The 23,015-nt window shown below is 60.0% G+C and carries 20 protein-coding genes; 10 read left to right on the top strand and 10 right to left on the bottom strand.

The window, feature by feature from the left end; all coding sequences use genetic code 11:
- Nucleotides 1-46 precede the first annotated feature (46 nt).
- The 7 genes from wzy to AC50X5_RS04495 form a co-directional block, all read right to left on the bottom strand.
- Complete coding sequence (wzy, locus tag AC50X5_RS04465; protein ID WP_494974881.1) at nt 47-1,312, bottom strand: O-antigen polysaccharide polymerase Wzy; 1,266 nt, start codon at nt 1,310-1,312, stop codon at nt 47-49.
- A 110-nt stretch (nt 1,313-1,422) separates the two neighbouring features.
- Nucleotides 1,423-2,502 carry a glycosyltransferase family 4 protein gene (locus AC50X5_RS04470; protein WP_494974882.1) on the bottom strand — a complete coding sequence of 360 codons (1,080 nt, stop codon included), beginning with the start codon at nt 2,500-2,502 and terminating at the stop codon, nt 1,423-1,425.
- Entirely contained in the window at nt 2,499-2,852 is a 354-nt protein-coding gene (locus tag AC50X5_RS04475; RefSeq protein WP_494974883.1) for an acyltransferase, read from the bottom strand. Before AC50X5_RS04475 ends, AC50X5_RS04470 begins: the two co-directional genes overlap by 4 nt.
- Nucleotides 2,853-3,093: 241 nt before the next feature.
- Nucleotides 3,094-5,439: a glycosyltransferase gene (locus tag AC50X5_RS04480; protein WP_494974884.1), complete on the bottom strand. Its 2,346-nt coding sequence runs from the start codon at nt 5,437-5,439 to the stop codon at nt 3,094-3,096.
- Complete coding sequence (locus tag AC50X5_RS04485; RefSeq protein WP_494974885.1) at nt 5,436-6,095, bottom strand: sugar transferase; 660 nt, start codon at nt 6,093-6,095, stop codon at nt 5,436-5,438. The genes AC50X5_RS04480 and AC50X5_RS04485 overlap by 4 nt, the downstream gene beginning before the upstream one ends.
- On the bottom strand, nt 6,092-7,240 hold the full coding sequence (locus tag AC50X5_RS04490; protein ID WP_494974886.1) for a DegT/DnrJ/EryC1/StrS family aminotransferase: 1,149 nt from the start codon (nt 7,238-7,240) through the stop codon (nt 6,092-6,094). Before AC50X5_RS04490 ends, AC50X5_RS04485 begins: the two co-directional genes overlap by 4 nt.
- Entirely contained in the window at nt 7,237-9,030 is a 1,794-nt protein-coding gene (locus AC50X5_RS04495; protein WP_494974887.1) for a polysaccharide biosynthesis protein, read from the bottom strand. The genes AC50X5_RS04490 and AC50X5_RS04495 overlap by 4 nt, the downstream gene beginning before the upstream one ends.
- Nucleotides 9,031-9,400: 370 nt before the next feature.
- Between AC50X5_RS04495 and lepB the strand changes: the two genes are divergently transcribed.
- Nucleotides 9,401-10,117, top strand: coding sequence for a signal peptidase I (gene lepB / locus AC50X5_RS04500; protein ID WP_494974888.1), 717 nt, complete (start codon nt 9,401-9,403; stop codon nt 10,115-10,117).
- Between the two features lie 967 nt (nt 10,118-11,084).
- Here the strand turns inward: lepB and AC50X5_RS04505 are convergent.
- The 3 genes from AC50X5_RS04505 to AC50X5_RS04515 all read right to left on the bottom strand — a co-directional run bounded on the left by AC50X5_RS04505 (nt 11,085) and on the right by AC50X5_RS04515 (nt 14,287).
- Nucleotides 11,085-12,650 carry a tyrosine-protein kinase domain-containing protein gene (locus AC50X5_RS04505; protein ID WP_494974889.1) on the bottom strand — a complete coding sequence of 522 codons (1,566 nt, stop codon included), beginning with the start codon at nt 12,648-12,650 and terminating at the stop codon, nt 11,085-11,087.
- A gap of 99 nt (nt 12,651-12,749) precedes the next feature.
- Nucleotides 12,750-13,901 carry a hypothetical protein gene (locus tag AC50X5_RS04510; RefSeq protein ID WP_494974890.1) on the bottom strand — a complete coding sequence of 384 codons (1,152 nt, stop codon included), beginning with the start codon at nt 13,899-13,901 and terminating at the stop codon, nt 12,750-12,752.
- The gene (locus AC50X5_RS04515) at nt 13,898-14,287 is read right to left on the bottom strand and encodes a PqqD family protein (protein WP_494974891.1); all 390 of its coding nucleotides are present in this window, start codon (nt 14,285-14,287) and stop codon (nt 13,898-13,900) included. The genes AC50X5_RS04510 and AC50X5_RS04515 overlap by 4 nt, the downstream gene beginning before the upstream one ends.
- Before the next feature lie 14 nt (nt 14,288-14,301).
- Between AC50X5_RS04515 and AC50X5_RS04520 the strand changes: the two genes are divergently transcribed.
- The 9 genes from AC50X5_RS04520 to AC50X5_RS04560 all read left to right on the top strand — a co-directional run bounded on the left by AC50X5_RS04520 (nt 14,302) and on the right by AC50X5_RS04560 (nt 23,005).
- Nucleotides 14,302-15,372: an LCP family protein gene (locus AC50X5_RS04520; RefSeq protein ID WP_494974892.1), complete on the top strand. Its 1,071-nt coding sequence runs from the start codon at nt 14,302-14,304 to the stop codon at nt 15,370-15,372.
- A 68-nt stretch (nt 15,373-15,440) separates the two neighbouring features.
- Nucleotides 15,441-16,061: an arsenate reductase/protein-tyrosine-phosphatase family protein gene (locus AC50X5_RS04525; protein ID WP_494974893.1), complete on the top strand. Its 621-nt coding sequence runs from the start codon at nt 15,441-15,443 to the stop codon at nt 16,059-16,061.
- A gap of 88 nt (nt 16,062-16,149) precedes the next feature.
- On the top strand, nt 16,150-16,908 hold the full coding sequence (locus tag AC50X5_RS04530) for a histidine phosphatase family protein (protein ID WP_494974894.1): 759 nt from the start codon (nt 16,150-16,152) through the stop codon (nt 16,906-16,908).
- Nucleotides 16,892-17,812, top strand: a complete 921-nt coding sequence (locus tag AC50X5_RS04535; protein ID WP_494974895.1) for an ADP-dependent NAD(P)H-hydrate dehydratase — start codon at nt 16,892-16,894, stop codon at nt 17,810-17,812. Before AC50X5_RS04530 ends, AC50X5_RS04535 begins: the two co-directional genes overlap by 17 nt.
- Before the next feature lie 95 nt (nt 17,813-17,907).
- Nucleotides 17,908-18,255, top strand: a complete 348-nt coding sequence (locus AC50X5_RS04540; RefSeq protein ID WP_494974896.1) for a LuxR family transcriptional regulator — start codon at nt 17,908-17,910, stop codon at nt 18,253-18,255.
- Between the two features lie 29 nt (nt 18,256-18,284).
- The gene (locus AC50X5_RS04545) at nt 18,285-18,743 is read left to right on the top strand and encodes a DUF4383 domain-containing protein (protein WP_494974897.1); all 459 of its coding nucleotides are present in this window, start codon (nt 18,285-18,287) and stop codon (nt 18,741-18,743) included.
- Nucleotides 18,744-19,229: 486 nt separating this feature from the next.
- Nucleotides 19,230-21,470 (top strand): S9 family peptidase, encoded by a 2,241-nt coding sequence (locus AC50X5_RS04550; RefSeq protein ID WP_494974898.1) that lies wholly within the window; start codon nt 19,230-19,232, stop codon nt 21,468-21,470.
- A gap of 124 nt (nt 21,471-21,594) precedes the next feature.
- Complete coding sequence (locus tag AC50X5_RS04555) at nt 21,595-21,804, top strand: hypervirulence associated TUDOR domain-containing protein (RefSeq protein ID WP_494974899.1); 210 nt, start codon at nt 21,595-21,597, stop codon at nt 21,802-21,804.
- Between the two features lie 4 nt (nt 21,805-21,808).
- On the top strand, nt 21,809-23,005 hold the full coding sequence (locus AC50X5_RS04560) for an NAD(P)/FAD-dependent oxidoreductase (protein WP_494975227.1): 1,197 nt from the start codon (nt 21,809-21,811) through the stop codon (nt 23,003-23,005).
- The last annotated feature ends 10 nt before the right edge of the window (nt 23,006-23,015 follow it).

Consider the following 23,015-nt stretch of genomic DNA (forward strand, 5'->3'; position numbering starts at 1 on the left):
CTGGAGCGCAGCTCCAGACATCAGTGTCAGGACTGACTTGAAGGCACTATTGGGCACGAACTTCCGCCTGTTCCACGCGGGAGTATTTGCTCAGAATGACTGCCGCCACAACGAAGGCGAGACCAATCAGCATCTGCACAGGGACTGGCGCGAAAGAGTTCCTCACTTGAATGATCAGTGGAAGGAAAACGACAACCAGCAGCGCATCCTTAAGGGGGCTCGAGGCCACACTGTCCAACCTTGCTATCAACAACCCGATAATGAGCATCATCAGTACGACAAAGGGGATGCCTCCGTTTCTAAAACCCTCGGCAACAGGAGACCCGCCGATCGGGCCGGCGATCCGCAGAATCTCAACGTTGAAAAGACGGGAATCATCGTTTGCAGCGATTGTCTGGCCTTGGACCAGAGCCTCGAACTGACGGAGAAGGGGAGCAATAAGGGTCTGTCCCTGCATGAACTCCAGGTTTCGTGTCATCAGCTTCTCAACCACCACAACGGGGTAGAGCGTGTAGCCCATCTCAGCCATTCCGTCGATAGGAGACGTCCTGGTCCAGTTTCCCGCCAGAAGACCCGAGAGTCCGGCAAGCCGCGTTTGCCGCAAAATACTGATGGCAGTAAGACCCAGAAGAAAGACGATCGAGAATGGAACAAGCCTGATGCGCTTCCGACGGGCCTCACAGACCACCATAACCAAGATGGGGAAAAGGACGACGCCGCGCATTCCGCTCGGAAGAGCGATAAGTGCAAATAGTGCCATGGCGCCCCACCCCGCCTTCCGATAACGGCCGCCCGCGCAAACCATGAAGGAGCATCCCAGACCGAGGAGAAAGACTCCGTAGCCAAAAAGGCCGTTGCTGCCGACTGACTCCAGTACTTCGCCGTAACCGGAGCCAATCAGTCCAAATCCTCCGTTCGTCGCAAAGACATAGGCAAAGATGCCCGCCCCCGAGATCATGGCGACGGTCCCTGACAGTCCAATATTGGGCGACACAGCAGATCGCACAAACGACGATAGCTTTTTACCCGGCAGCAACTCACTTATGCCCGCTCCGGCAACAAGCGCTGCCAGTGCCCAGCAAACGATGCTGACGGCACTGGGAACGGTGGGGCTGAGAATCCACGAGTTGTCCCCCTGCCCCACCAGGACCTCTGGGCCGAGTGCAGCCAGCGAGATAACGAGTCCAAAATGAAACAACCCGAAGACGACTACGTAAACGGTGAAGGCACCGGCAACTCCTCGGCTTTGTCGCCACGTACCTACCAGAGCACCAAACCACGCAAATGCGGCCCAGGCCGCCACGGACTGCATCGATAAGCCCTGCTCCCTCAGACTTAGCGCAGCCATGCTACAGGCAAGTAGACCAGCGCCGAGCCGCCAGGGAACCAGGTGTGAGGCTGCCACCCGACTACTGCGACCGACTAGGCTTTCCACAGTTGCCGCCAAGTCTCCACGTTGTGCTCCAAACTGAACGGCGACGTCATGAACTTCGCTCTGATCTCGGCTCTCCGAGCCTCATCACTTGCGCTCATCTCGGAAACCCTACGGGCCCACACGTCCACTTCGGCATCGAGGGGCACGAGGCTGACGCTGTCCGCGTCTACTGCTCGTTGGATTTCCCGCAGGCCCGGGAGGTCACTGGCGATAACAGGGAGACCCGAAGCCAAAGCTTCCAAGACCACGGTAGGCAGCCCTTCCCTGGTGGATGTCAAAATCAGCGCTGATGATCGTCGCATGAGGGCATCGACGTCCGAGCGGTCACCCAGAAGTTCCACGGACTGAGGCACGTCGGACATGAGGTCGTCCGTACGGCGCGAACCGACGATGGAGAAACTGCCTTCATGTCCTCCTGCTTTCAATGATTTCCAGATGGGAAGTAGTAGTTTACGGTTTTTCTCCGGGGACGCCCGCCCCACATACAGGAGATTCCCTGAGCCGGTCCCGTCGTATTCCAAAGGCTGGAACTTGGATGCGTCTATACCGTTAGGGACCACGAGTGCTTTGCCGCCCAAAAGGCGATAAAGCCCCGCGAAGGGGCCCAGCGCGAAAGCGAGGCTTGATTCAGTGACCGCCACAACGTGTGTTGCTGTCAGAACGAGCACGAACCGGCTCAAAGATCGATAGGCTCGCCTAGCAAAGCGGTCATCGCGGTCGTCGCCATCGCTGTGGATCCGTGCAATCCTGGTCTGCACGCCAGCCGCTAAACCGATCCCCAGCAGCCATGCACTTGCCAGCGAGACATGCGAAACCAGGACGTCTGTTGAATCCTGCCGAAGCCGTTTCCGCATTCTGGAGAAGATGCTTGAAACCGGACGGAGCCCCAGGGGAAAAACGGTGGCGCCGGCGTCGCGGAATTCCTGTGCAAGGGTTCCTTCGCGCCCGGAAGTACAGTAGAAAAGTTGCTGGAACTCCTCGGCAGGCATGTGTCGGCAGAGCTCGAGGGCCACCATCTCGGCGCCGCCTCTATCAAGGCTGCCAAGCACATGAACGACCCGTGTCATCGTTTGTCGCCCTCGCGACCCGCCACATGCGACGAAATTCGTCGTGCTGGCACGCCCCCCACCGTTTCGCCTTCCGGAACCGAGCGCGTCACTACTGCTCCTGCAGCCACTGTTGCGCCCCGGCCGATCGAGACGCCCGCCAGAACAGTGGAATTAGCTCCCAGCCAAACGTCTTCATCAATCCGCACCGGCGAAGACGTGAACTTCATGGCGGACAACTCAACCGAATGGTCGTGGTTGCCGTCGCGCACTGTCACTCTTTCCGCAACCTTTGATCCTTGGCCTATGGTCACGCTCTCCCTAGCGACAATTTGTGAGTACGGGCCGATGAAATCTGCATCAATAGTCATGGTTGCATCAGCCCCAACCGTGATGCCCACTCCTCGGGACACGTAACAGCCTCGAATCACCAGGCTGGATCCGGGGGCGACGTAAATATCGCAGCCGGATCCAATGACAGAACCTTCTATGCACAGCCCGGGAAACTTCAGGCGAAGCCATACAGTTCGGAGTTTTGATACTCCCAGCCTCTTGTAGTGAGCACCGCCACGCAGACAACGCGCGGCTACTTCGATCAAGCTGGACTGCCTGTCAGGAGTTCTCATTTGCCGCCGCACCTGGAATTTGGGAACAAAAATTGTGGAACCTCTCAAGAGATACGGCGTTGGAAAACTCCGACGCCCGTCCGTAATTCTTCAGGGAGACCTGCGCTAGTTCCGTTTCCGACAACTTAATCATGGCAATGATCTTGCGTACCAGAGAATCAACGTCTTCCTTGGGAACCAGCCATGCTTGGTCGACGAGCTCCGCGATACCACCCACGTCGGTGGCTATCACCGGTCTCGCCCTCGCCATTGCCTCGATAATCACCCGGGGCAATCCTTCCGTTCGTGAAGGGTGGAGCAGGATGTCCAGGCCGTCGTAGAACGCGTTGAGCAGACCCCGATCGTTTATGGAATCAGTAAAGCTCACCTGACCTTCGACACCATGGGCAGCTGCCAACTTCCGCAAACCACCTTGATGAAGTCCCTGGCCTACCAGCGATAGATGCGCATCGATGCCCAGGCTCTTAAGCTTTGCCAACGCCCGAATGGCTAGGTCGTGGCCCTTGTAGTCACGTTCCTGGCTGCCCACGCATCCCAGTTCCCACCGTGAAGGCTGGCCGCGGAGCACGCTATGGGAAAAGTCACCCGGCGCCAACTCGACATCGCTGATGCTGAACGACGCTGCCCCGGCGGCACTCGGATATCTTTGTTGCAGATATTCAGATGTCACGTAGCGCACTGCCCTACCGCGTGCCACACAGAAACGCATGAGGGCCGCGACGGGCCTGGCAAACGACCGCAGTAGCTTGGAGTTGCTCATCCGCAAGACTTCGTAAGGGTCCCCCACGACTTCAATCGCGACAGGGCGCTGGAGAAGGCCCGCAAATAACACTGCTGCAAAACCCGTAGCTCCAGGTAGTCGGGCGATGACGGCTGACGATTCGTCGACGGCTTTCAGAATCGCCTTCAAGGTCCGCGGCAGGTTGCTGAACAGGCTAGCCAGACCGACGTAGTAGGGCAACCCGACGACGTCGATACCCTTTAGCGATCGATTCGCCGTTCCCCGGACGGACTCCAAACGCGCGGCAAGGCGAAAGGCCGGAATGTTAGCTGCATATTTGGACCACGTTGCGTTGGAGTTGGCTTCGTCCCTGGAAGCAATCTGACCTTCGGCGTCATGCCCGAGACGCGCTTCAGAGAAGAAGGTGACCGGCCGCGGTCCCGCCGTTGACGCCGTAGTTTTGCTGGCGGCGGCGACGACGTCTGCCACTTCCTCGGCCAACAAAGCCGTTGCAAACTTCTGCTCTGCCAGGAGCCTGGCAGCACGTCCACGACGGTCGAGCACTCCACGATTGAATTCGACTTTGGCAGCCGCTAAAGCGGCCACCAGAGCAGGGACGTCACCCTTGGGTACTACCCAACCGCTTTCAGGAGATACGGTTTCCGGCAGCCCGCCGGCGTCACTCACTATGCTGGGGACTCCGCACGCAGACGCCTCCAGCGCAGCGCCATGGTTCTCTGACAGAGAGGGACTGACGCTGACATCAGCCGCCCAGTAGAGCGGCCGCACGTCATCAACGGTGTCCAGCCAGGTAACGTTCATGGCCTCATCGTCGTGAGTCTTTTTCAGCAGGCGTCGGTGGTCCTCACCTGCGGAATCGAACCCGGCCCCTACTATCACCAGCGTCGAGTCGGGGTTGCTGCGGCGATATGATTCCCAGGCTTCGAGAAGGATGTCGTGACCCTTGATACCCCGTCCCGCATGAACCATCTGCTTTGGCGCGTAGACGTAAGCGACCATTACGGCCACAAAGTGACTCTCGGGGATCCCGAGCGAGGCCCGGCCGGATGATCGTGTAGCGATATCACCTGGGGAGAAACGGTCAGTGTCTACTCCGTAGCCGATTGTCTTCAGCGCTTTGGCTGGAGTTCCCAGTGTGCGGTAGAGCCTGCTGGTGTACTCGCTCCCACCAATAACGATCGAGTCCAGATGCAAGAGGAACTTTTCCACCTTGCGGATCAGCGGAGATTCGAGATACAGGGGGCCGGCGACCATATGGACGCGGGGTATGCCCAAACACAAAGTCGAAAACCGAACAGCCAGCGCCGATGCATAAAGGTGGTACATCAACACGTCGGGTTGCAGCGACTTTATTTGACGACGAAGAGCAAGCAGGCCCGCTACGAGGCGGGGCCCCGGGCGGAATGAGAAATCGAACACAGAGTCAAGGACATGGATGCCGCGGCTGTCGAGGGCCAGGCGCAGTTTTCCCTCCCCAGGAGGGATGATGACCGACACGGACACATTGCGACGTTGCAACGCCTCGATGTGCGGAAGGATCCAGGCTCCGCCCTGGTTCGTCTTGAGGACGATGACTGCTCTTGTCGTCAAATCTGCCGCCCCGTTTCGGCGGGAGAAGCAGCAACATCAGTTCCAGTGCCGGCGGAAGAAGGATCGAAGGGGGCCACAACCTGACCACCGGAGGCGTTGATCCCCTTGCGCAACAAAACGGTGGGAACGGTCTTCAAAAGGATTCGCAGGTCCAAGCCAAAACTACGTTTCTCTACATACTCGACGTCCAGGGCGAACTTCTGGTCCCAGGTGAGGTGATTCCGACCGCTGACCTGGGCGAGCCCCGTAACGCCCGGGCGTACTTCATGGCGCCTGGCTTGCTCGGCACTGTAAAGAGGAAGGTAGGACATCAGAAGCGGGCGGGGCCCCACAAAACTCATATCACCGCGAAGAACATTCCACAGCGTGGGTAGTTCGTCCAGGCTGGCTGCCCTCAGCTTTCGGCCAAGCGGTACCAGCCGGTCTTCCTCTGATCCCAGCTCATTGTTTACAGCTGTTGTGCGCATGGTGCGGTACTTCAGCAACTGGAAGGGCTCACCCGCCAGGCCTGGCCGCTCCTGGCGGAAGAATACCGGACGCCCTAAGGACTTGAGGACGGCCAGGGCAACCACCAGTTGGAGCGGCAAAGAGATGAAGAGAAGCAGTGCCGCCCCCGCGACGTCTACAGCCCTCTTCAGCCTGTCGTAGCGGATCACGACGTTTCCCGGTTGCGGGCTGAACGCCCCAAGACATCATGTACCACGTCACCTATGCGGGTGAGGTCACCATCGGTGAGGACGGATCCGCTGGGCAGCGTTAACCCGCGCTGGAAAAGACCCTCGGAGACGCCATCAACTTCGCTGGGATAGTGCGCAAATACCGGCTGCAAGTGCATGGGCTTCCACAGAGGCCGGCTTTCAATGTCGGCTTCCGTAAAGGCAGCCTGCAACGACTGAGCAGACAGGCCGCCGCCCGGTCCTACGATGATGGATGTCAGCCAGCAGTTGTCCGAGGCATCATCGTCGCCGCCGAGGAAGGAAACCTCCGGGGTCCCGGCGAAAAGTTCGCGATAGTACTGACGAATTTCACGCCTCCGGGCGATCATACTGTCCAATCGGGTCAATTGGGCACGGCCCAGAGCCGCCAGGAGGTTGCTCAGGCGGTAGTTGTAACCGACATCCGTGTGTTCGTAGTGGGGCACTGGCTGCCGGGCCTGGGTAGCCAGGTAGCGGACGCGTGCGGCCAGGTCGTCATCAGCTGTCAGCAGCGCTCCGCCACCGGAAGTAGTCATGATTTTATTGCCATTGAAGGAAAAAGCCGCAGCATCCCCCCACGCTCCGGTCGGTTTCCCCTGGAAACTGGCGCCAAGGGATTCAGCCGCGTCAGCGATGACGGGAATCGAGTGCTGCGCGGCGATCTCGAGGATGCGCGCATAGTCGCAGGCCTTGCCCAACAAGTCCACTGGCAGGATCGCGGCCGGTGCCTGTCCCTTTGCCGCGAGGTCTTTGATCGCCCGTTCGATCAGGTCCGGATTCAGGTTGCCGGAGTAGTCACTGTCTATAAGGTAAGGCGTGGCACCCGTATAAACGATCGCATTCACCGTTGCAGCGAAAGTCATGGACGAGGTGATGACCACGTCGCCGGCCCCAATACCGCGGGCAATCAAGGCCAGGTGCAGTGCGGCCGTTCCAGAACTCAGAGCTACAGCATTGCTGACCCCGATCCGATCGGCGAGCTCCTGCTCAAACGCATTCACATCGGGACCCAGCGGAGCGATCCAGCCTGACCGGAACGCGTTGACGAGGAACTGTTCCTCGAGATCGCCTACGTCAGGCGAGGAGAGGAAGATGCGATCCGTCATTCGGAACTCCCGACTTTGATGGTGGAAGCAGATTGTGCACCCCTGCCGAAGCGGCTGAGCCATCGTTCCGCATCCAGCTCCTGGGGCGGGAACTCCGGCACGCGGGTGTGGGAGATTTTAGGGTGCAGCGGACGGGCATCGACTTCGTTGTGGGCGATCAGGTCCTCGTGGAGCTTTTCCCCGTCACGGAGGCCGGTAAAGACGATGTTGATGTCCTTGCCGGACTTGTCGATCATCCGCTGGGCAACATCAAGGATTCGTACCGGTTCGCCCATATCGAGGACCAGCACCTCACCGCCTGCTCCGATAGCGCCGGCTTGAATGACCAACTGGCAAGCTTCCGGGATAGTCATAAAATATCTGGTCACGTCCGGATCCGTGACCGTCACTGGTCCGCCTGCTTCAATCTGCGCCATGAATGTGGGAAGCATGGATCCCCTGCTTCCCAGGACGTTACCGAAACGAACAGAAAGGTATTTGTGCTTCGAGGATTCTGCGGCCCAAGCCGTCAGTTGCTCGGCGGTCCGTTTCGAGTAGCCGAGGACGCTGGTGGGATCAGCTGCTTTGTCGGTGGAGATGTTGATGAACGTCTCCACCCCGGCTTCGAGTGCTGCTTGCAGAACATTGTGGGTGCCCAACACGTTGGTCTTCCACGCTTCTTCCGGGTACTGCTCAAGCATGGGAAGGTGTTTGAGGGCGGCGGCATGAAAAACCACCTGCGGTTGCCGGCTCTGGAAGATCTCCCGCAGGGCAGCTTCGTCGCGGATATCCGCCAGCACTACCTCGTCGCTGTCCAGGAGCCCGTGTCCCGAAATGCTCATCTGGACGCCATGCAAGCCGCTTTCATCGCGATCCAGCATCATGACCTCGAGAGGTTTGAAAGACACCAGCTGACGGCAAAGCTCGGATCCAATCGAACCACCGGCCCCTGTCACCAGGATCCTTTTGCCTTCGATGTATCCGGCAATGGATTGCACATCGGTGTCTACGGGACGGCGGCCTATGATGTCCTCGATCGAGACATCCCTAAGGTCCCCCAGTCGTGGCTTGTTCTTATGTAAAAAGTCCGAAAGCATGGGGAGCACCAGCAGCCGCAATCCAGCGGAGTCTGCGTAGTCTGAAACAGTCCGCATCAGGTCTGCTTCCGCCCGCGCGATGGCGAAGATGAGAACCTCAGCACCGGTCTGGGCAGCAAGCTCGGGGAGGTCTTTCCCCGTCCCCAACACGGGGACGCCATGAAGTCGAAGGTTGCCCTTCATTGGATCATCATCCACGAGGCCCACAGGCCTGAATGGCGAATGCTTGTCCCTGTACATCAGCTGCATGACGTGCTGGCCAAGGTGTCCTGCGCCGTAGACAAGAGTAGGTGAGGCCTCTTCGCTAGGGCGAAACTCACGTTCGTGCAGCACGCGAAGCAGCAACCGGACGCCAGCCATCGCCACCAGGGCCATCAGTGCAGCAATGAAGGGAACACTACGTGGAAAGCTATCCGACGCCTCAACGAAGAGACGAACCAGAGTCAGCGTTCCACCGACGGCAGCCACCACAAAGAACAGACTTTGAGCTTCATGACGGGATCCGTTGAGGTGCCTGAACCTGTACAATCCGGTGAACCAGCCAAACACGGCCTGAAGGACGACTGCTGCCAGCACTGAAACCCCAACGGCGAGGGGGTCGATCCCGGTTGGATCGAAGTCCAAGCGGATAAGCGTGGCAGCTGGAATAACGATCAACCAAACTGCAAAGTCCCTAAGGTATTCACTCCATCGGAAGATTAACCTAGACTTCACGCTTGCATCCTTACCAATCATTCTGTATCCCCCAAATTATGCGCACCACTAGTTTTGACGCGAAGGACTAACCTCCCCGTACCGTCAGGAACAGCCAGTCACACGCAACAAAACAGGCCTTGGTTGGATGGTGCCAACGCCCCGTGACGCTTGTTTACTGCGGCCGCCGCCGATCGAGTTTGGTTGCGGGGCCCTATCCCGCGGGTGAAAGCGGGCCAATTCATTAAAACACGCTTTGAGGGAAGCGTTGACTTGACATCCCTGCACTAAGAGTCGTTACGAGTAGGTAACATCTCTCCGGTGGTGCGGCAACCGACCGCGCCTTACCCAGAACCGCCAGCCCAACGTTCATCGGTGATACTTTGGAGCAGTGCCTCATGAAGCAGTAACGTCGCGCCCTTTGTGGGTCACCCTGCTGGTCAACATGCTTGCCGCCTTGGTAGTGATCGCGCTGGTCCAGGGCTTCCTGGTCAAGGTTTACCGCGTCCCGTCTGCGTCGATGGAGCAGACGCTCCAGGCCGAGAGCGGCGGCGGTGACCGCATCCTGGTCAACCGGACGGCCTACCTTTGGGCTCCACCCGCGCGCGGCGACGTCGTGGTGTTTGAACGGCCGGCTTCCTGGATAACCGAAACACCCGCTGAAGCATCCAGCGGACTCGGGACTGTGATTCGCCAGTTTGGCGACATCACCGGGATCGGCCCCTCAAACGAGCAATTTCTGGTGAAACGGGTTGTTGCTCTGGGCGGAGATACCGTCTCCTGCTGCAGCGCCGACGGAAAGCTGGCGGTCAACGGTGTTCCTGTTGAAGAACCTTACATATTCGAGGACTTTTTCTTCGCTGCAGGTCGACAGGACTGCGCGTCCTCAGTTCGCTCCCTAAGATGCTTTTCCCCGTACAAAGTCCCAAGGGGTGAACTGCTGGTTCTGGGCGACCATCGGTCCCAATCTTCCGATTCCGTCATCCAGTGCCGTTCGCAGAATGTCACGGTGGGCTCCAGCTGTGTCCGAAGCGTGCCGAAAGCCACAGTGGTGGGAAAAGTGGTTGTCAAGGTGTGGCCGCTAAACCGCATCGGTCCCGTCAGCTGACCCTGGAATCAGCCTCGGCCGCGATCTGCAACGTGGCCCTTGGTTCAGCGCCTGGCCGGGAAAATGTACTGGACCACTTCAGAGATGGTGTTCGGGAGACCCTTGGCCAGATGCTTCCATCGCTCTACGGCTATTTTCAGGCGCCCTTTTAATGACACGTCAGCGTATAGGTCGTACGCCAGAAGCGCTTCCCTGGATGGGTTGAGGGCTTGATATAGCATGGCTGGCCTGGCTCGCCATGGTCCCTTGAGAAGAGCTATGAGCCGCGCGGAACCCAGGGAACGAGCGGCAATCCGTCGTCTCCACTCTTCAGAAGGTGGAGGGGGTTCCGCGCCATAGGCAGGGCCGAAGGCGCTTTGCAGGAATGGATGCAAGGCACTCAGGCAATCCAGATCATCAGATATTGCAAGGAGGACCGGAAGCATCTCCCGTTCGGTGATAGAGCTCAGAAAGGCCAACTCGGCTTGGCTGTCTTCCCGCCATGGAGACCGCAGCGCATGAAGAGCCAGGATGCAGATTCCCAGCTCTCTGGTGGGGCCCTTGACCAAACGTCCAGCGAGTAGGAAGTCAGTGGTCCGGAGCCAAAGCATTTCGAATGCAGCACTGGCTTCACGTTCCATGCCGGGAAACCGAAAGTGAACGTCTATGTCGTTGGGCCATGTTGGATGAAAGAGCGTCACAGAATGGACCGGGAACGTGAGCTCATCAAAATCCGTCGGACGTTGCCGCCAACCTTTGGCTCCCAGGCCGTCAAGCAAATGATGCAGGTCAGAGGGAGCAACCATAACGTCCACATCAGCTGAAGTTTTGGGACGCCTCAGGCCCTGGAGCCCACTTATGGGGCCTTTGATGAAGAAGACCCGGATTCCCGAGGATTCAGCGACCCGGTTCACCAAAGCATGACAGAGCGCGACAGCTTCATGAAGCAGAAGAGTGCTGGCACCGTCCTGCGTAGCAGACGGTGTTCTCACTGAGACGTTCTGCGTCTTCTTGTGGGAACGAACGACTTGGGCGCGGCTTGCTCGCCAGCGTTCAGGATGTCGTCAAACTCACTGCGGGACGGGCTGTCCAGCGGCAGATCCGGAGCATTATCCTGCGCAGATGAGTACGAGCCGTAGTAGGCGTATGAGCCGGGCCCGGTGGTGGGCGCTGCGTTCAATATGGCACCAAAGACGTGGCCTTTCACCCTGCGGAGGTTCCCCACGGCCCGGGTGAGTTCTTCCTGGGTGGTTTTCCCGGCCCGCACCACCACGATGGCGCCATCGGCGATTCGGGTGAGCACTGCGGCATCCGTTACCGGCAGCAGCGGAGGAGCGTCGATCAGCACAATCGCATCAAGGGCGAGGCTCTTGAGCATGTTCCTCATAGCCTTCGAGCCGAGGAGTTCGCTGGGGTTGGGAGGAATGCGTCCGGAACCCATGACACTAAGATTTGGCGACGCACCCCAGCGCTGAATGACGTCAGCAATTTCTGCCTGCCCGCTGAGGACGTCCGTCACACCAACACCCGGAACAAGTTGAAAGATGTTAACCACCGTGGGTCGCCGCAGATCGCCGTCGACGACGACTACGCGTTCGCCCGCGGCCGCCATAGTGGCAGCCAGGTTGGCGGTGACCGTGGACTTTCCCTCGGACGGCACAGAACTGGTAACGACAATAATTCTCGGGGGATTGTCGACGTCGATAAACTGCAGGTTGGTGCGAAGTTCCCGCAGAGCTTCGGTGATGGCGTTGCTTCCTGTTTCTCCGGTATGTACCCGGATTGCTCCGCCCTCAAGGATCGAGCTTTTGCCATCGAGCCGATCGTCGATCGGCAGCGTACCGATAACGGCTACCCCCGCGGTGCGCTCGATGTCGGCGACTGTCCGGATACGCTTATCAAGGTGGTTCCGCAGCAGGGCATACCCAAGACCGACCAGAAGGCCAAGTATGGCTCCTACCATCAGCGCAAACTTCAGGTTTGGCGATATTGGTGCGGTGGGAACTACGGCCTTACCCAGCGGTACCACGCGCACTGCCGAAACGGCTGGCAAGGCATTTTCTGTAGCGGTGGTCGTCTCTAATTCAGCCACCTGCTCGGCCAAGGCCTGAACCCAGACGTCAGCGATTCTTTGAGCGTCTTCGGGTACGGTCGACCTCGCTGTCACCTTCAATTCGGCTGTATCCACTGGCGCGCTAACGACGATGGCGCCCAACAGGTTGTCTGCAGAGACATCGAGGTCCAGCTTGTCGATGACGCGGTCGGCGACAAGCCGGGAACCCGCAAGAGACTGATAATTTTTCGCCTTTGATTTGGCAAGACTGTCACCAGCCAACGACAAACTAAGGTTGTCGGAACCGCCGGTTACGACCATTCCGGTTGAGTCCGCCGCGTAAATCTTGGGCTGCAGCGAGGCCCACCCCAGGGCCAAAAGTGTGAATGCGAGCGTGAAGGCAACTATCCCCTTCCAGTGCGCCCTTGCAATTCCAAGGTAGTCAACCAGCGTTAAGCCAGTAGGGGTCGACTCGCTTGGTGTGCTTTCAGGACTAATCACTAGAAGGTTCCTCCCCATTTGCAACCGCTTGGGGCGGTGCACTCAAAGTTATGCTGTTTCAGCGCCGGAAGACCGGACGTGCTAAAGGCATGGCTAGGGTCAACCATGACTCAAAATGCCGTGCTCTAGCAAATACGTGAGAGCGTCATCGATCAATGACTCGTAGTTTTCCGGCGCTCCGTGCTCACGAATCACTGCCTCCACTAGATCGTGGCGCCGGATTGGTGAAGCAGAAGTGCGCCAAATCGTTGGGCCAATACCTGATATCCGCGTAATCTGGCTGCCAGCAAGCAGCAGCAAATCCCCCGCCACCTCTACCGCATCCGCCACTGCTGTGCGGCGGTAATAGCCGGGAGCGAGAGTTTGCGACTCGTCCACGCCGGAGGAACACGGTGCCCACTCATGTTGCTGCGGTTTCGGCTCCCCCATGAGCAGGTGATGAACAATGTCCGGCAGGTCGGCAGCCTCGGCGTAGGTAATACGACTCACGCCGCCGGCTTTCACAAGTAGTTCACACAAGGACTGCAGGGGCCGGTCGATTCGCCCCTGGGAAGAGGTGTCCGGAATCAACGCCAATATTGCGTCAGCCAGAGAAACTTTCTCCACCTTCGGCGACCCGACCCAGTCGCTCTGCCGGTCCAGGAGAGCTATCCCGTGAATGAACACCTTGCCCGGAGCCTCCAGCAGGCCCAGGGAGTGGGGGCCGATCTGCTCTTTGAAGGGTCCACCGTTTTTAACGGAAAGTGGTTTGGGGTAGGGGCGGATGATGCCGTCCGCTTGGATGGCCACTGTTTCATCGGTGACGTAACCGTACGTCTGCCCGAGCACCCTGCAGGAGGTGGTTTTCCCGGTACCGGACTTTGCCACCAGCGCCAACACCCTGCCCGTCCCGGGGTCCGCTATTCCGGAGGCGTGAAGCATGATGAGCTCCCCGGCCTGGGCTTCGATAGCGCCCAAAGTCAAGTACGACGTCACGAGTTCAGCGAGTTCAGCGAAGGACGACGCCGTTAAGGGGGTGTGCGTTGCCGGCAGCGACTGCGGGCCACGCGTCAGGCTTGCGGTGAAGGGTTTTTGCGGCGTTCCTGCTGGAGCAGGAACAGCCGTAAAACCGGCGGCCGAACTTATACAGCGGCTCCAGGCCTCTTCCAGCATTGATGCTTGGGAACTGGTGACAGCAGGACCCCAAGCAACAACGAATTCAGTACCGATGATGTTGACGCGCAGGCGGCCACATCCTGTCGCTACCGTCATTGGGAGCCCTTTCCGGTCTCTTCGATCCCTGGCTCAATGAATTTTTGTCGTGCCATCTTGGCCAGAAAGGCACTCACGTGAGGTGCTATCTCCCGCGGGGACTCCCCGTACTGAGCGGCCAACTGCTCAACGATGTCCTCTTCGCTTACCTCGTGCACAAAGAGTGACCAGATCCTCGCTGCGGGACCTTCCAAAATAACGGGCTGGTCCGTATCCAATTGCAGAAGAGCTACCCGGTCTATATTTCCGTGCGCTACCTCTGCGACCAACGGCGCCTTTTTCCATACCGGTAAATGTTGGATGATTCCCCCATGGTTGTTATGCGACGACCGATGACAACGAGCTGAGACGACGCCTATTGATAGTATCCAGAAACCAGTTGTCAACGTTCAAGGACCACATGTCACTCCCGTCCGATCTTGAAAATCTCTATAAAGAGCCAGCATCTCCGGCCTCGCCTCCTCAGCGCAGAAAGGGCCGCGCAGTCCTGGTCGTTATCGGCGCCATGGTCTTGGTGGCAGCGTTGGTGGCCGGCGGGTACGTCGTCAACCTGGTCAACATTTTCAACTCCAACGCTTCGAAGATCGAGCAGGCTTTTCCCGAAGCATCCTCAAGGCCCGAGGCAGCAGAACCCGTGGGCCAACTGGCAGCCAAAAACATCCTGCTTTTGGGCACCGACACCGGGTCGGCTTTGGAGTCAGAAGCAATGGACGGAAAAGCAACAAATCAGCGCGCGGACACAATGATGCTGATCCACGTTCCTGCTGACCGAAAAAACGTCTACTCCATCTCGCTCATGCGGGACCTCTGGGTGGACATTCCTGGTCACGGAGAGTCCAAACTCAACGCCGCCGTCGCCTATGGCGGCGTTCCGCTGATAGTGCAGACCGTAGAGTCTCTTTTCGGTCAGCGGATCGATCACGTGGCAATGGTTAATTTCGAAGGCTTCAAGGGCCTCACCGATGCGCTTGGTGGAGTGACAGTCACTTCAGATGTAGCCTTCAGATTTGGCGATGAGGAAAAATTTGCCTTCAAAGCGGGGCCCAATACCCTTGATGGCGAGCAGGCGCTGGGCTTCGTCCGCGAACGGTATTCCTTTCCCAACGGCGACTACCAGCGCGTTCGTAACCAGCAGGCATTCCTCAAGGCGCTGATTGACAAGGCAGTCAGCACCGAGACGCTCGCCAACCCAGTCACGGTACACAACATGGTTGCGTCCTTCTCCCCCTTTGTGAGCGTTGATAAAACTCTTGACGCCGCTACCCTGGCCGGCCTGGGATTCGAGCTAAGGAATGTTCGCGAACAAGACATCGCTATGTTCACACTGCCCACCAATGGAACAGGCACGTCGCCGGATGGACAGTCGATTGTTCTTCCCAACCCTGAAGCGATCAGCAATATCTCCGAGGCCCTGGCAGCTGACTCCATGAGCGCGTATGTCGCATCCAACAACTTCCAGAACGGCAACTAAGTCCAGGCTCATGGCGCGGCGGTAAGGCAATCAGGATGCGGAAAACCATGAACTAAAGTAGGTGCCAAATGGAAACAACAGATCGCTTCCGCATCCTCACCGTCTGCACAGGCAATGTCTGCCGCTCCCCGGTTTCTGAGCTTCTCCTGCAAACCGGCCTCGACGAACTGCACCCCGGAAAATTTGCCGTCAGCAGCGCCGGGACACATGCGCTTGTGGGGCAGGCTATGCAGCCTTTGTCTGCTGAGATCGTCCAACGGTACGGTGGCGCAGCAGACCATTTCGTCTCACGGCAGCTGACCACAGCCATGGTGCGCGACGCAGATCTGATCCTGGCCATGGCAGCGGAGCACCGCTCCAGGATCCTGCAACTGGAGCCCGCGGCTCTGCGTCGCACGTTCACACTTCGTGAGTTTGCGCGAATGCTTGAGCAGCTGACAGCGGAAGGGGCCATGCATCCGAGCACTGACGTCATCACCCGGTGGCGGGAGTTGCCGGGGGCCGCGGCAGCGGTGCGCCACCGGGCCCTGGCAGAAAACCCGATCGATAACGACGTCGTCGATCCATACCGCCGCAGCGGTGCCACGTACCTCGAAATGGAAAACCAGCTTGTTCCGGCACTCACCAGCATCTTCTCGGTGGCCGAGCTGAGCCGGCCGCCCAAGAAAGGCAAGCACCGGTCCAAGTGACCGTCGGGACGGCTCCCCGGGCAGTACAGTAGGTGACTAGTAAGTAAGCTGCCTATTTTGGGAGGTCACGTTGGATACAGATCAAACATTGCCTTCAGGCCGGTCTGCCGGTGCCGTCGAGCTGTTGCTGGTCCGGCACGGGGAAAGCGAAGCGAACGTAGCGGCAAGTGCTGCGCGGGTAGCCGGAGCAGAAATTATTGCCGTGCCGGCCCGCGATCCGGATGTGCAGCTCTCCCCCACCGGAAGGGAACAAGCGGCTGCCCTCGGCCGGGCCCTGGCCAGTATGGCTCCGGATCGGTTGCCCACCATGATCTTCTCCTCTCCCTACGCCCGGGCACGGGAAACAGCGGAGATTGCCGCAAAAACCGCGGCCCTGGAAGTTCCGGTGCTCTCGGACGAGCGACTCCGGGACCGGGAGCTTGGCATCTTGGACACGTTGACTCAACTGGGGGTACAGCGCCGCTTTCCCGAGGAGGCCGAGCGGCGGCGTTGGCTTGGCAAGTTCTATCACCGCCCGCCCGGTGGCGAATCCTGGGCGGACGTGGCCCTGCGACTCCGGTCGATCATGGGCGAGCTGAACACGCTGGGTGATGGTCACCGGGTCATGCTGGTATGCCACGACGCCGTCATCCTGCTCGTCCGTTACATCCTCGAGGGCATGTCCGAACAGGAAATTCTTGACCTCGCGTCCACCAGTACAGTCGCCAATGCCTCGACGACGGTCTTCGTCCGCCCCTCGGGAGCTGGCCCCTGGAAGCTCCAGAACTTTAACCAGACGGGCCACCTCAGCAGCGAAGGCGTGACAGTCACCGAACATGGAGGCGATTCAAGTGTCCAACCCCAGTAACCCCGATTTCCAAACTGTCACGCCTTTGCTGCTGCGGGATTGGCCTCTGCCGGACGCCGGCGAGGACAAATATTCCCGCGGGTCCGTACTGGTAATCGGCGGGGCCCGGCCCACGCCGGGCGCCGTGCTCCTCGCCGGGACGTCCGCGCTCCGGGCCGGCGCCGGGCACCTGACGTTAGCGATGGCCGAATCCGTGGCACCCCACACGGCGGTCGCACTCCCCGAGTGTGGCGTCGTCGGCCTTCCCGAGAACAGCGGCGGGTCGGTTCTGGGTTCCCCGGAGGCCCTGGAGCGGCTGGGCAGCAAACTGAAGCATGCGGATGTGGTGCTGGTCGGGCCTGGCCTTGATGACGTGGACGAGGCCAGGAAGCTGCTGCTCGGCTTACTGGAGTGGGACCGCTCTGATTCGGAGCGCGAGGACTCCGGGCCCGCCTGGGTGCTGGACGCGTTCGCGCTGGCCTGCCTGCCTGATTTGCGCCGCGAGTTTGAACAGTGGGCCGGCCGCCTTGTCCTCACCCCCAATCCCCGCGAGGCAGGCATTCTGCTGGGTGAAGAACCAGAGGACCTCGACGCCGGCATTGAAGCCATAGCCGACCGCTTCAAAGCGGTAGTCACCTGCCAGGGAATCATCGCAGCTCCCGCGGAACCCGGCTCCGGCGTCCGCCGCTGGCGCCTGGGCACCGGCGGCGGCGGGCTGGGCACCTCCGGAAGCGGGGATGTCCTGGCCGGAGCTGCAGCTGGCCTGCGGGCGCGCGGCGCCACCAATGAACAGGCGACGTGCTGGGCCAGCCATCTCCACGCCGCAGCGGCAGACCGGCTCGCAAGCCGGATGGGCCCCCTCGGTTTCCTCGCCCGCGAATTGGCCGACGAGCTGCCGGCGCTGCTTCTGGAGATGAAGCCCTAGCTTTATTAATCGAATATTTATAAAGCATGCTTACTTTTTTAGAATAAGCATGCTTAGTATTATTTCGAAGGACCAATCAAAAGGTAGGAGTACGCATGCTGAAAGTCTGGCTGGCAATGTTCGCAGCCCTCACCGCCGCAATGGTTTTAGCGGTAGGTTCAGGCGGCGCTCCGACGGCTACCGCCGCCGGGCACCAAGTGGCCCGAAACTTGCCAGGGGAAGTGGGGTTGACGGCGTCAACACCAGCTCCCACAGCCACCAGCGTGGCGCCTACGGCTGATAACACGCCCACCAACCCGGTGAATCCGGGGACCGGGGAAACGGAAGAGCAGGAATCAAACCGGCTGAATTGGGCACCACTGGTAATTACCGCAATCCTTGTCATCGTGCTGATATCCGCCGCAATCCTCTGGCGGCGGCGCAGGCACAAAGAACGTCTATAAAAAACGTCTATAAAGATTAGGAGTTTTCCATGGCAACCACAGCCCACACCACAAACTCTCGCCTACAGACTGCCGCAAAGGTGGTTGGAGCAGTCTTCCTGCTGGTAGGCGTCCTCGGGTTCATTCCGGGCGTCACCAGCAACTACGGGACAATGGGATTTGCCGGACCCGATTCCGAAGCGCTTCTGCTCGGTCTGTTCCAGGTTTCCATCCTGCATAACATCGTCCACCTGCTCTTCGGCGTAGCGGGGATCATGATGGCAAGGTCGGCAGGCCAGGCCCGGGCCTACCTACTGTACGGCGGCCTGATCTACCTGGTTCTGTGGCTGTATGGCCTCATTGTGAACCTCGATTCACCGGTCAACTTTGTGCCCTTCAACAGCGCCGACAACTGGCTGCACCTGGTCCTGGGCATCGGTATGATTGCCCTCGCCATCCTGCTGTCCGGCAAGCGCGACCACGCCGGACGGGGAGCAGCAGCACGGTAGTTCGTGCCCTGCCCGTCGATTGGTAACTTCCAACTGACGCCGGCAGCCGACGTTCCCACCACAGGGACGCCTGGCTGCCGGCGTCAGTTGTTGTTTGCCTTATAGACCTCTGTCTGTTTCCACGCGGGCACCATCGAACCGTTCCGGCGGGGATGGCCGCAGCGGGGCCGGGCCAGGGTCAGGCACCGGCAGCGGGCCGGGATTAGGAAAAGGACCTGGCGGAGGATTTGGGTTAGGCGGCGTTGAGGGATCCGGGGAACCAGGTTCCGGCCCCGGGTCCGGTGGAAACGGCTCGGGCTCATGTACCGGTGGGATTGTCATAGTAATCCTTCCGAGCTGATCGGGCTTCTGGACGCATTCCCACGATACGCCGGACGGGTGGGAAGGCAACAGAGTTCATGCCTCGCTGAACGTTGCCCTCGTACCCGCTACCCCGGTAGCGAACGTGGGCCCCGGTTGTCCGCCCATCCCCATATATTGGGAAGCATGACCCAGACTCCGCTGCAGCCCTCCCCGGCAACCACCTCCGCCGCAAACGCCGTTCCTCCGGTGGCACGAAAGGTGCCGAAGGAACGGACGCACCACGGAGATACTTTTGTTGATCCCTACGAATGGCTGCGGGATAAAGAGTCTGCCGACGTCGTCGATCTGCTCAAGGCGGAAAACACCTACCAGGAAGCCCTTACGGCCCACCAGGAACCGCTCCGGAATGCCATCTTCCAGGAAATCAAGGGCCGCACCCAGGAAACTGACCTCTCCGTCCCGCACCGCAAGGACGAATGGTGGTACTTCAGCCGGTCCGTGGAGGGCAAGGAGTACGGCATCTCCTCGCGCGTCCGCGCGCAGAACACCGGGAATCCCATCGCCGACTGGACCCCGCCCACGGTTGTTGCCGGCGTCGGGATTCCCGGTGAAGAGATCCTGCTGGATGGCAACATCGAGGCTGAGGGCAAGCCGTTCTTCTCAGTGGGCGGCTCTGCGGTGACCAAAGACGGCAACCTGTACGCCTACGCGGTGGACAACGCCGGTGACGAACGCTTCACGCTGCGTATCAAGGACCTCCGGACCGGCGAACTCCTGCCGGACGTGATCGAGAACGTCTTCTACGGCGTCTCCTTCGACCCTGACGGCAGCCGTATTTTCTACACCGTGGTGGATGATTCCTGGCGCCCGTACCAGGTGAAGGCCCACGTCCTGGGCACACCTGTCAGCGAGGACCAGGTGATTTACCAGGAGGACGACGTCGCCATGTGGCTCGGCTTCGAGCTTTCCTCGGACCGACGCTACCTGGTGCTCAGCATCGGCTGCTCCGAATACAGCGAGACCCGGCTGTTGCGCTTCGACGATCCCTCCGCCGGACTCACCACAGTGCTGTCCCGCGACGAACGCGTGCTCTACGAGGCAGAGCCCTTCCTGCTCCCCACCCCCAGCGGCGGCACCACTGAGCGCATCCTGCTCACCCACAACCGCAACGCCGTGAACTCCATGGTGTCCATTGTTGATCCCGCCGAACTCGCAAAACCGCTGGCGGAGCAGGCCTGGACAACCGTCGTCGAGCATTCCGATGACGTCCGCGTCAACGGTGCCGGCGTTACAGCCACCCACCTGCTCGTCTCAGTCCGCAAGGACACCATAGAGCGGGTCCAGGTGATCGCGCTGGACGGCTTGGGGACCGATGCTCAGCAGCCGCCGGTGGAGCCCGCTTTCGACGAGGAGCTCTACACCGCCGGCGTGGGCGGTGCCGATTACAACGCGCCCGTAATCCGCCTGGGCTACACGTCCTACTTCACGCCGTCGCGCGTGTACGATTTCGTGCTGCCCACCGCTGGAATGCCCGACGGTGAACTCCTGCTCCGCAAGGAAAGTCCGGTTCTGGGCGGCTACCGCGCCAGCGACTACGTGGCCACCAGGGAATGGGCGACGGCGGCCGACGGTACCCGCATTCCGCTGTCTGTTTTGCGCCACGCGGCTGTGCAGCGCGACTCTTCCGCTGCCGGGCTCGTCTACGGCTATGGCTCATACGAGATGAGCATGGACCCCGGATTCGGAATCGCCAGGCTGTCCCTGCTGGACCGTGGGGTTGTGTTCGTCATTGCGCACATCCGTGGCGGTGGCGAGCTGGGCCGGCACTGGTACGAGGACGGTAAGAAACTCAAGAAGAAGAACACCTTCACTGACTTTGTGGCCGCGACCGACTGGCTGGCGGCCTCCGGCTGGGTTTCGCCGTCGCGGATTGCTGCGATGGGCGGGTCTGCGGGCGGGCTCCTAATGGGCGCGGTGGCCAACCTGTCACCGGAAAAGTACGCTGCCATTCTGGCGCAGGTGCCTTTTGTGGACGCTCTGACCACCATCCTTGATCCCGAACTGCCGCTGTCCGCGCTGGAGTGGGAAGAATGGGGCAACCCGATCGAGGACCCCGAGGTGTACGCGTACATGAAGTCGTACACACCCTATGAAAATGTTCGCGAGGTGGCCTACCCTAAGATCGCGGCCGTCACGTCCTTCAACGACACGCGCGTGCTGTACGTCGAACCTGCCAAATGGGTGCAGCAGTTGCGTGCCGTGTCCACGGGGTCTGAACCCGTAGTGATGAAGATCGAGATGGACGGCGGCCACGGCGGCGCATCAGGCCGGTACGTGCAGTGGCGCGAACGGGCCTGGGACTACGCGTTTATTGCTGACTCCCTGGGTGCTGCTGACTTGCTGCCGGGAGCTGGCCTGAAGTAAAGCAAGCCGCATCCTTACCCATTGAGCCATAGCCATGAACAGCGGATACTGGGTGCACAGCCCCGGCTCCAAACCGCGGCCTCCCGTCTTGCCAGCCAGCGTTTCGTCCAGCTAAGGAGAGTTCATGTCATTGAGCAAGGGAACGGCCGTGGAATGGAACACGCCGCAGGGCAAGACGCATGGTGAGATCGTGGAGGTTAGAACCAGCGACTTCGAACTCGATGGTCACACCCACCGTGCCAGCAAGGAAGACCCCCAATACGTAGTGGAATCGGCCAAGACCGGCGCCCGCGCTGCCCACAAAGCCCCGGCTCTCACTGAGAAGAAGAAATAACGTGGTGGCCGGCCAGTATGAGGTCCTCGTTATCGGCGGAGGCAATGCCGGGGTGTCCCTCGCGGCACGCCTCCGGCGCTACGGCGTCAAGGACATCGGCCTTGTGGAACCCGGGGAACGGCACTTCTTCCGGCCGTTATTCTCACACATAGCCGGAGGCCGCGCCTCGATCCACGAGGCCTCACGGCCTCAGGAATCGGTCATTCCCAAAGGGGTGACGTGGATCCAGGACGCCGCCACCGGAATAGACACCGTATCCAACACTGTGAACCTGGCCTCGGGCGACTCCCTCGCCTACAGCCACCTGGTGGTCTGCCCCGGGATGCAGTACGACTGGGACGCCGTTCCGGGGCTCCTCGAAGCCGTGCATGCGCCGCACGGATCGTCGCACTACGAGTTCGAGCTCGTTGACAAGACGTGGGCGCTGCTTGCCGGGCTCACTTCAGGCACGGCGGTGTTCACCATGCCGTCGGGAGCCGCCTCCTGTGCGGGCGCGGCCCAGAAGCCGATGTATCTGGCGTGCGACTACTGGCGGCAACAGGGTGTGCTGGACCAGATCAAGGTGGTGATGGTGCAGCCCTACCCCACCGTATTCGGGGTACCGGAAGTGGACCTTGAACTGGACCGCAAGATCGCCGAGTACGGCATCGAACTGCGAACAGACACCGAACTGGTTTCCGTGGACGCGGCCAGGCAAACTGCCACCCTCCGCAACACCAGGACCGGCGGAACGGAGGACCTGCGTTACGACGTCCTCAATGCTGTGCCGCCCATGTCCGCGCCGGACTGGCTGAAAGCCACGAACCTCCCTGCCGCCGGAGATGCCGGAGGGTTCGTAGAAGTCGACAAACAAACTCTCCGGCATTCCAGAATCCCCAACGTCTGGTCCCTGGGTGATGCCGCCGGGACCAGCAACTCTAAATCCGGGGGCGCCTTGCGCAAGCAGACGAAAGTTCTGGCGAAGAACCTATTGGCCGTGAGGTCGGGCAAGATGCCTGCCCAAAAGTATGACAACTATTCAGTCTGCCCCTTCACCGTGTCCGGCTCCACCGTGGTGTTTGCCGAATTCGACGATCAGTACCGGGTGATGCCTACCATTCCCAAGGTACCGATGTGGAAGGAGAGCAAGGCCTCATGGGTAGTGGACCGGGATATCTTTCCGCAGGTCTACTGGCAATTGATCCTCAAAGGGCGCGCCTAAAGTCCGGCCG

This window comes from Pseudarthrobacter sp. MDT1-40-2 (assembly GCF_059383595.1).

Excerpts from the sequence above, each read along its gene's own strand:
- wzy (WP_494974881.1), bottom strand. The coding sequence starts at position 1,312 with ATGCAGTCCGTGGCGGCCTGGGCCGCATTTGCGTGGTTTGGTGCTCTG.
- AC50X5_RS04470 (WP_494974882.1), bottom strand. The coding sequence starts at position 2,502 with ATGACACGGGTCGTTCATGTGCTTGGCAGCCTTGATAGAGGCGGCGCC.
- AC50X5_RS04475 (WP_494974883.1), bottom strand. The coding sequence starts at position 2,852 with ATGACTATTGATGCAGATTTCATCGGCCCGTACTCACAAATTGTCGCT.
- AC50X5_RS04490 (WP_494974886.1), bottom strand. The coding sequence starts at position 7,240 with ATGACGGATCGCATCTTCCTCTCCTCGCCTGACGTAGGCGATCTCGAG.
- AC50X5_RS04510 (WP_494974890.1), bottom strand. The coding sequence starts at position 13,901 with ATGACGGTAGCGACAGGATGTGGCCGCCTGCGCGTCAACATCATCGGT.
- AC50X5_RS04520 (WP_494974892.1), top strand. The coding sequence starts at position 14,302 with ATGTCACTCCCGTCCGATCTTGAAAATCTCTATAAAGAGCCAGCATCT.
- AC50X5_RS04525 (WP_494974893.1), top strand. The coding sequence starts at position 15,441 with ATGGAAACAACAGATCGCTTCCGCATCCTCACCGTCTGCACAGGCAAT.
- AC50X5_RS04540 (WP_494974896.1), top strand. The coding sequence starts at position 17,908 with ATGCTGAAAGTCTGGCTGGCAATGTTCGCAGCCCTCACCGCCGCAATG.
- AC50X5_RS04545 (WP_494974897.1), top strand. The coding sequence starts at position 18,285 with ATGGCAACCACAGCCCACACCACAAACTCTCGCCTACAGACTGCCGCA.
- AC50X5_RS04550 (WP_494974898.1), top strand. The coding sequence starts at position 19,230 with ATGACCCAGACTCCGCTGCAGCCCTCCCCGGCAACCACCTCCGCCGCA.
- AC50X5_RS04555 (WP_494974899.1), top strand. The coding sequence starts at position 21,595 with ATGTCATTGAGCAAGGGAACGGCCGTGGAATGGAACACGCCGCAGGGC.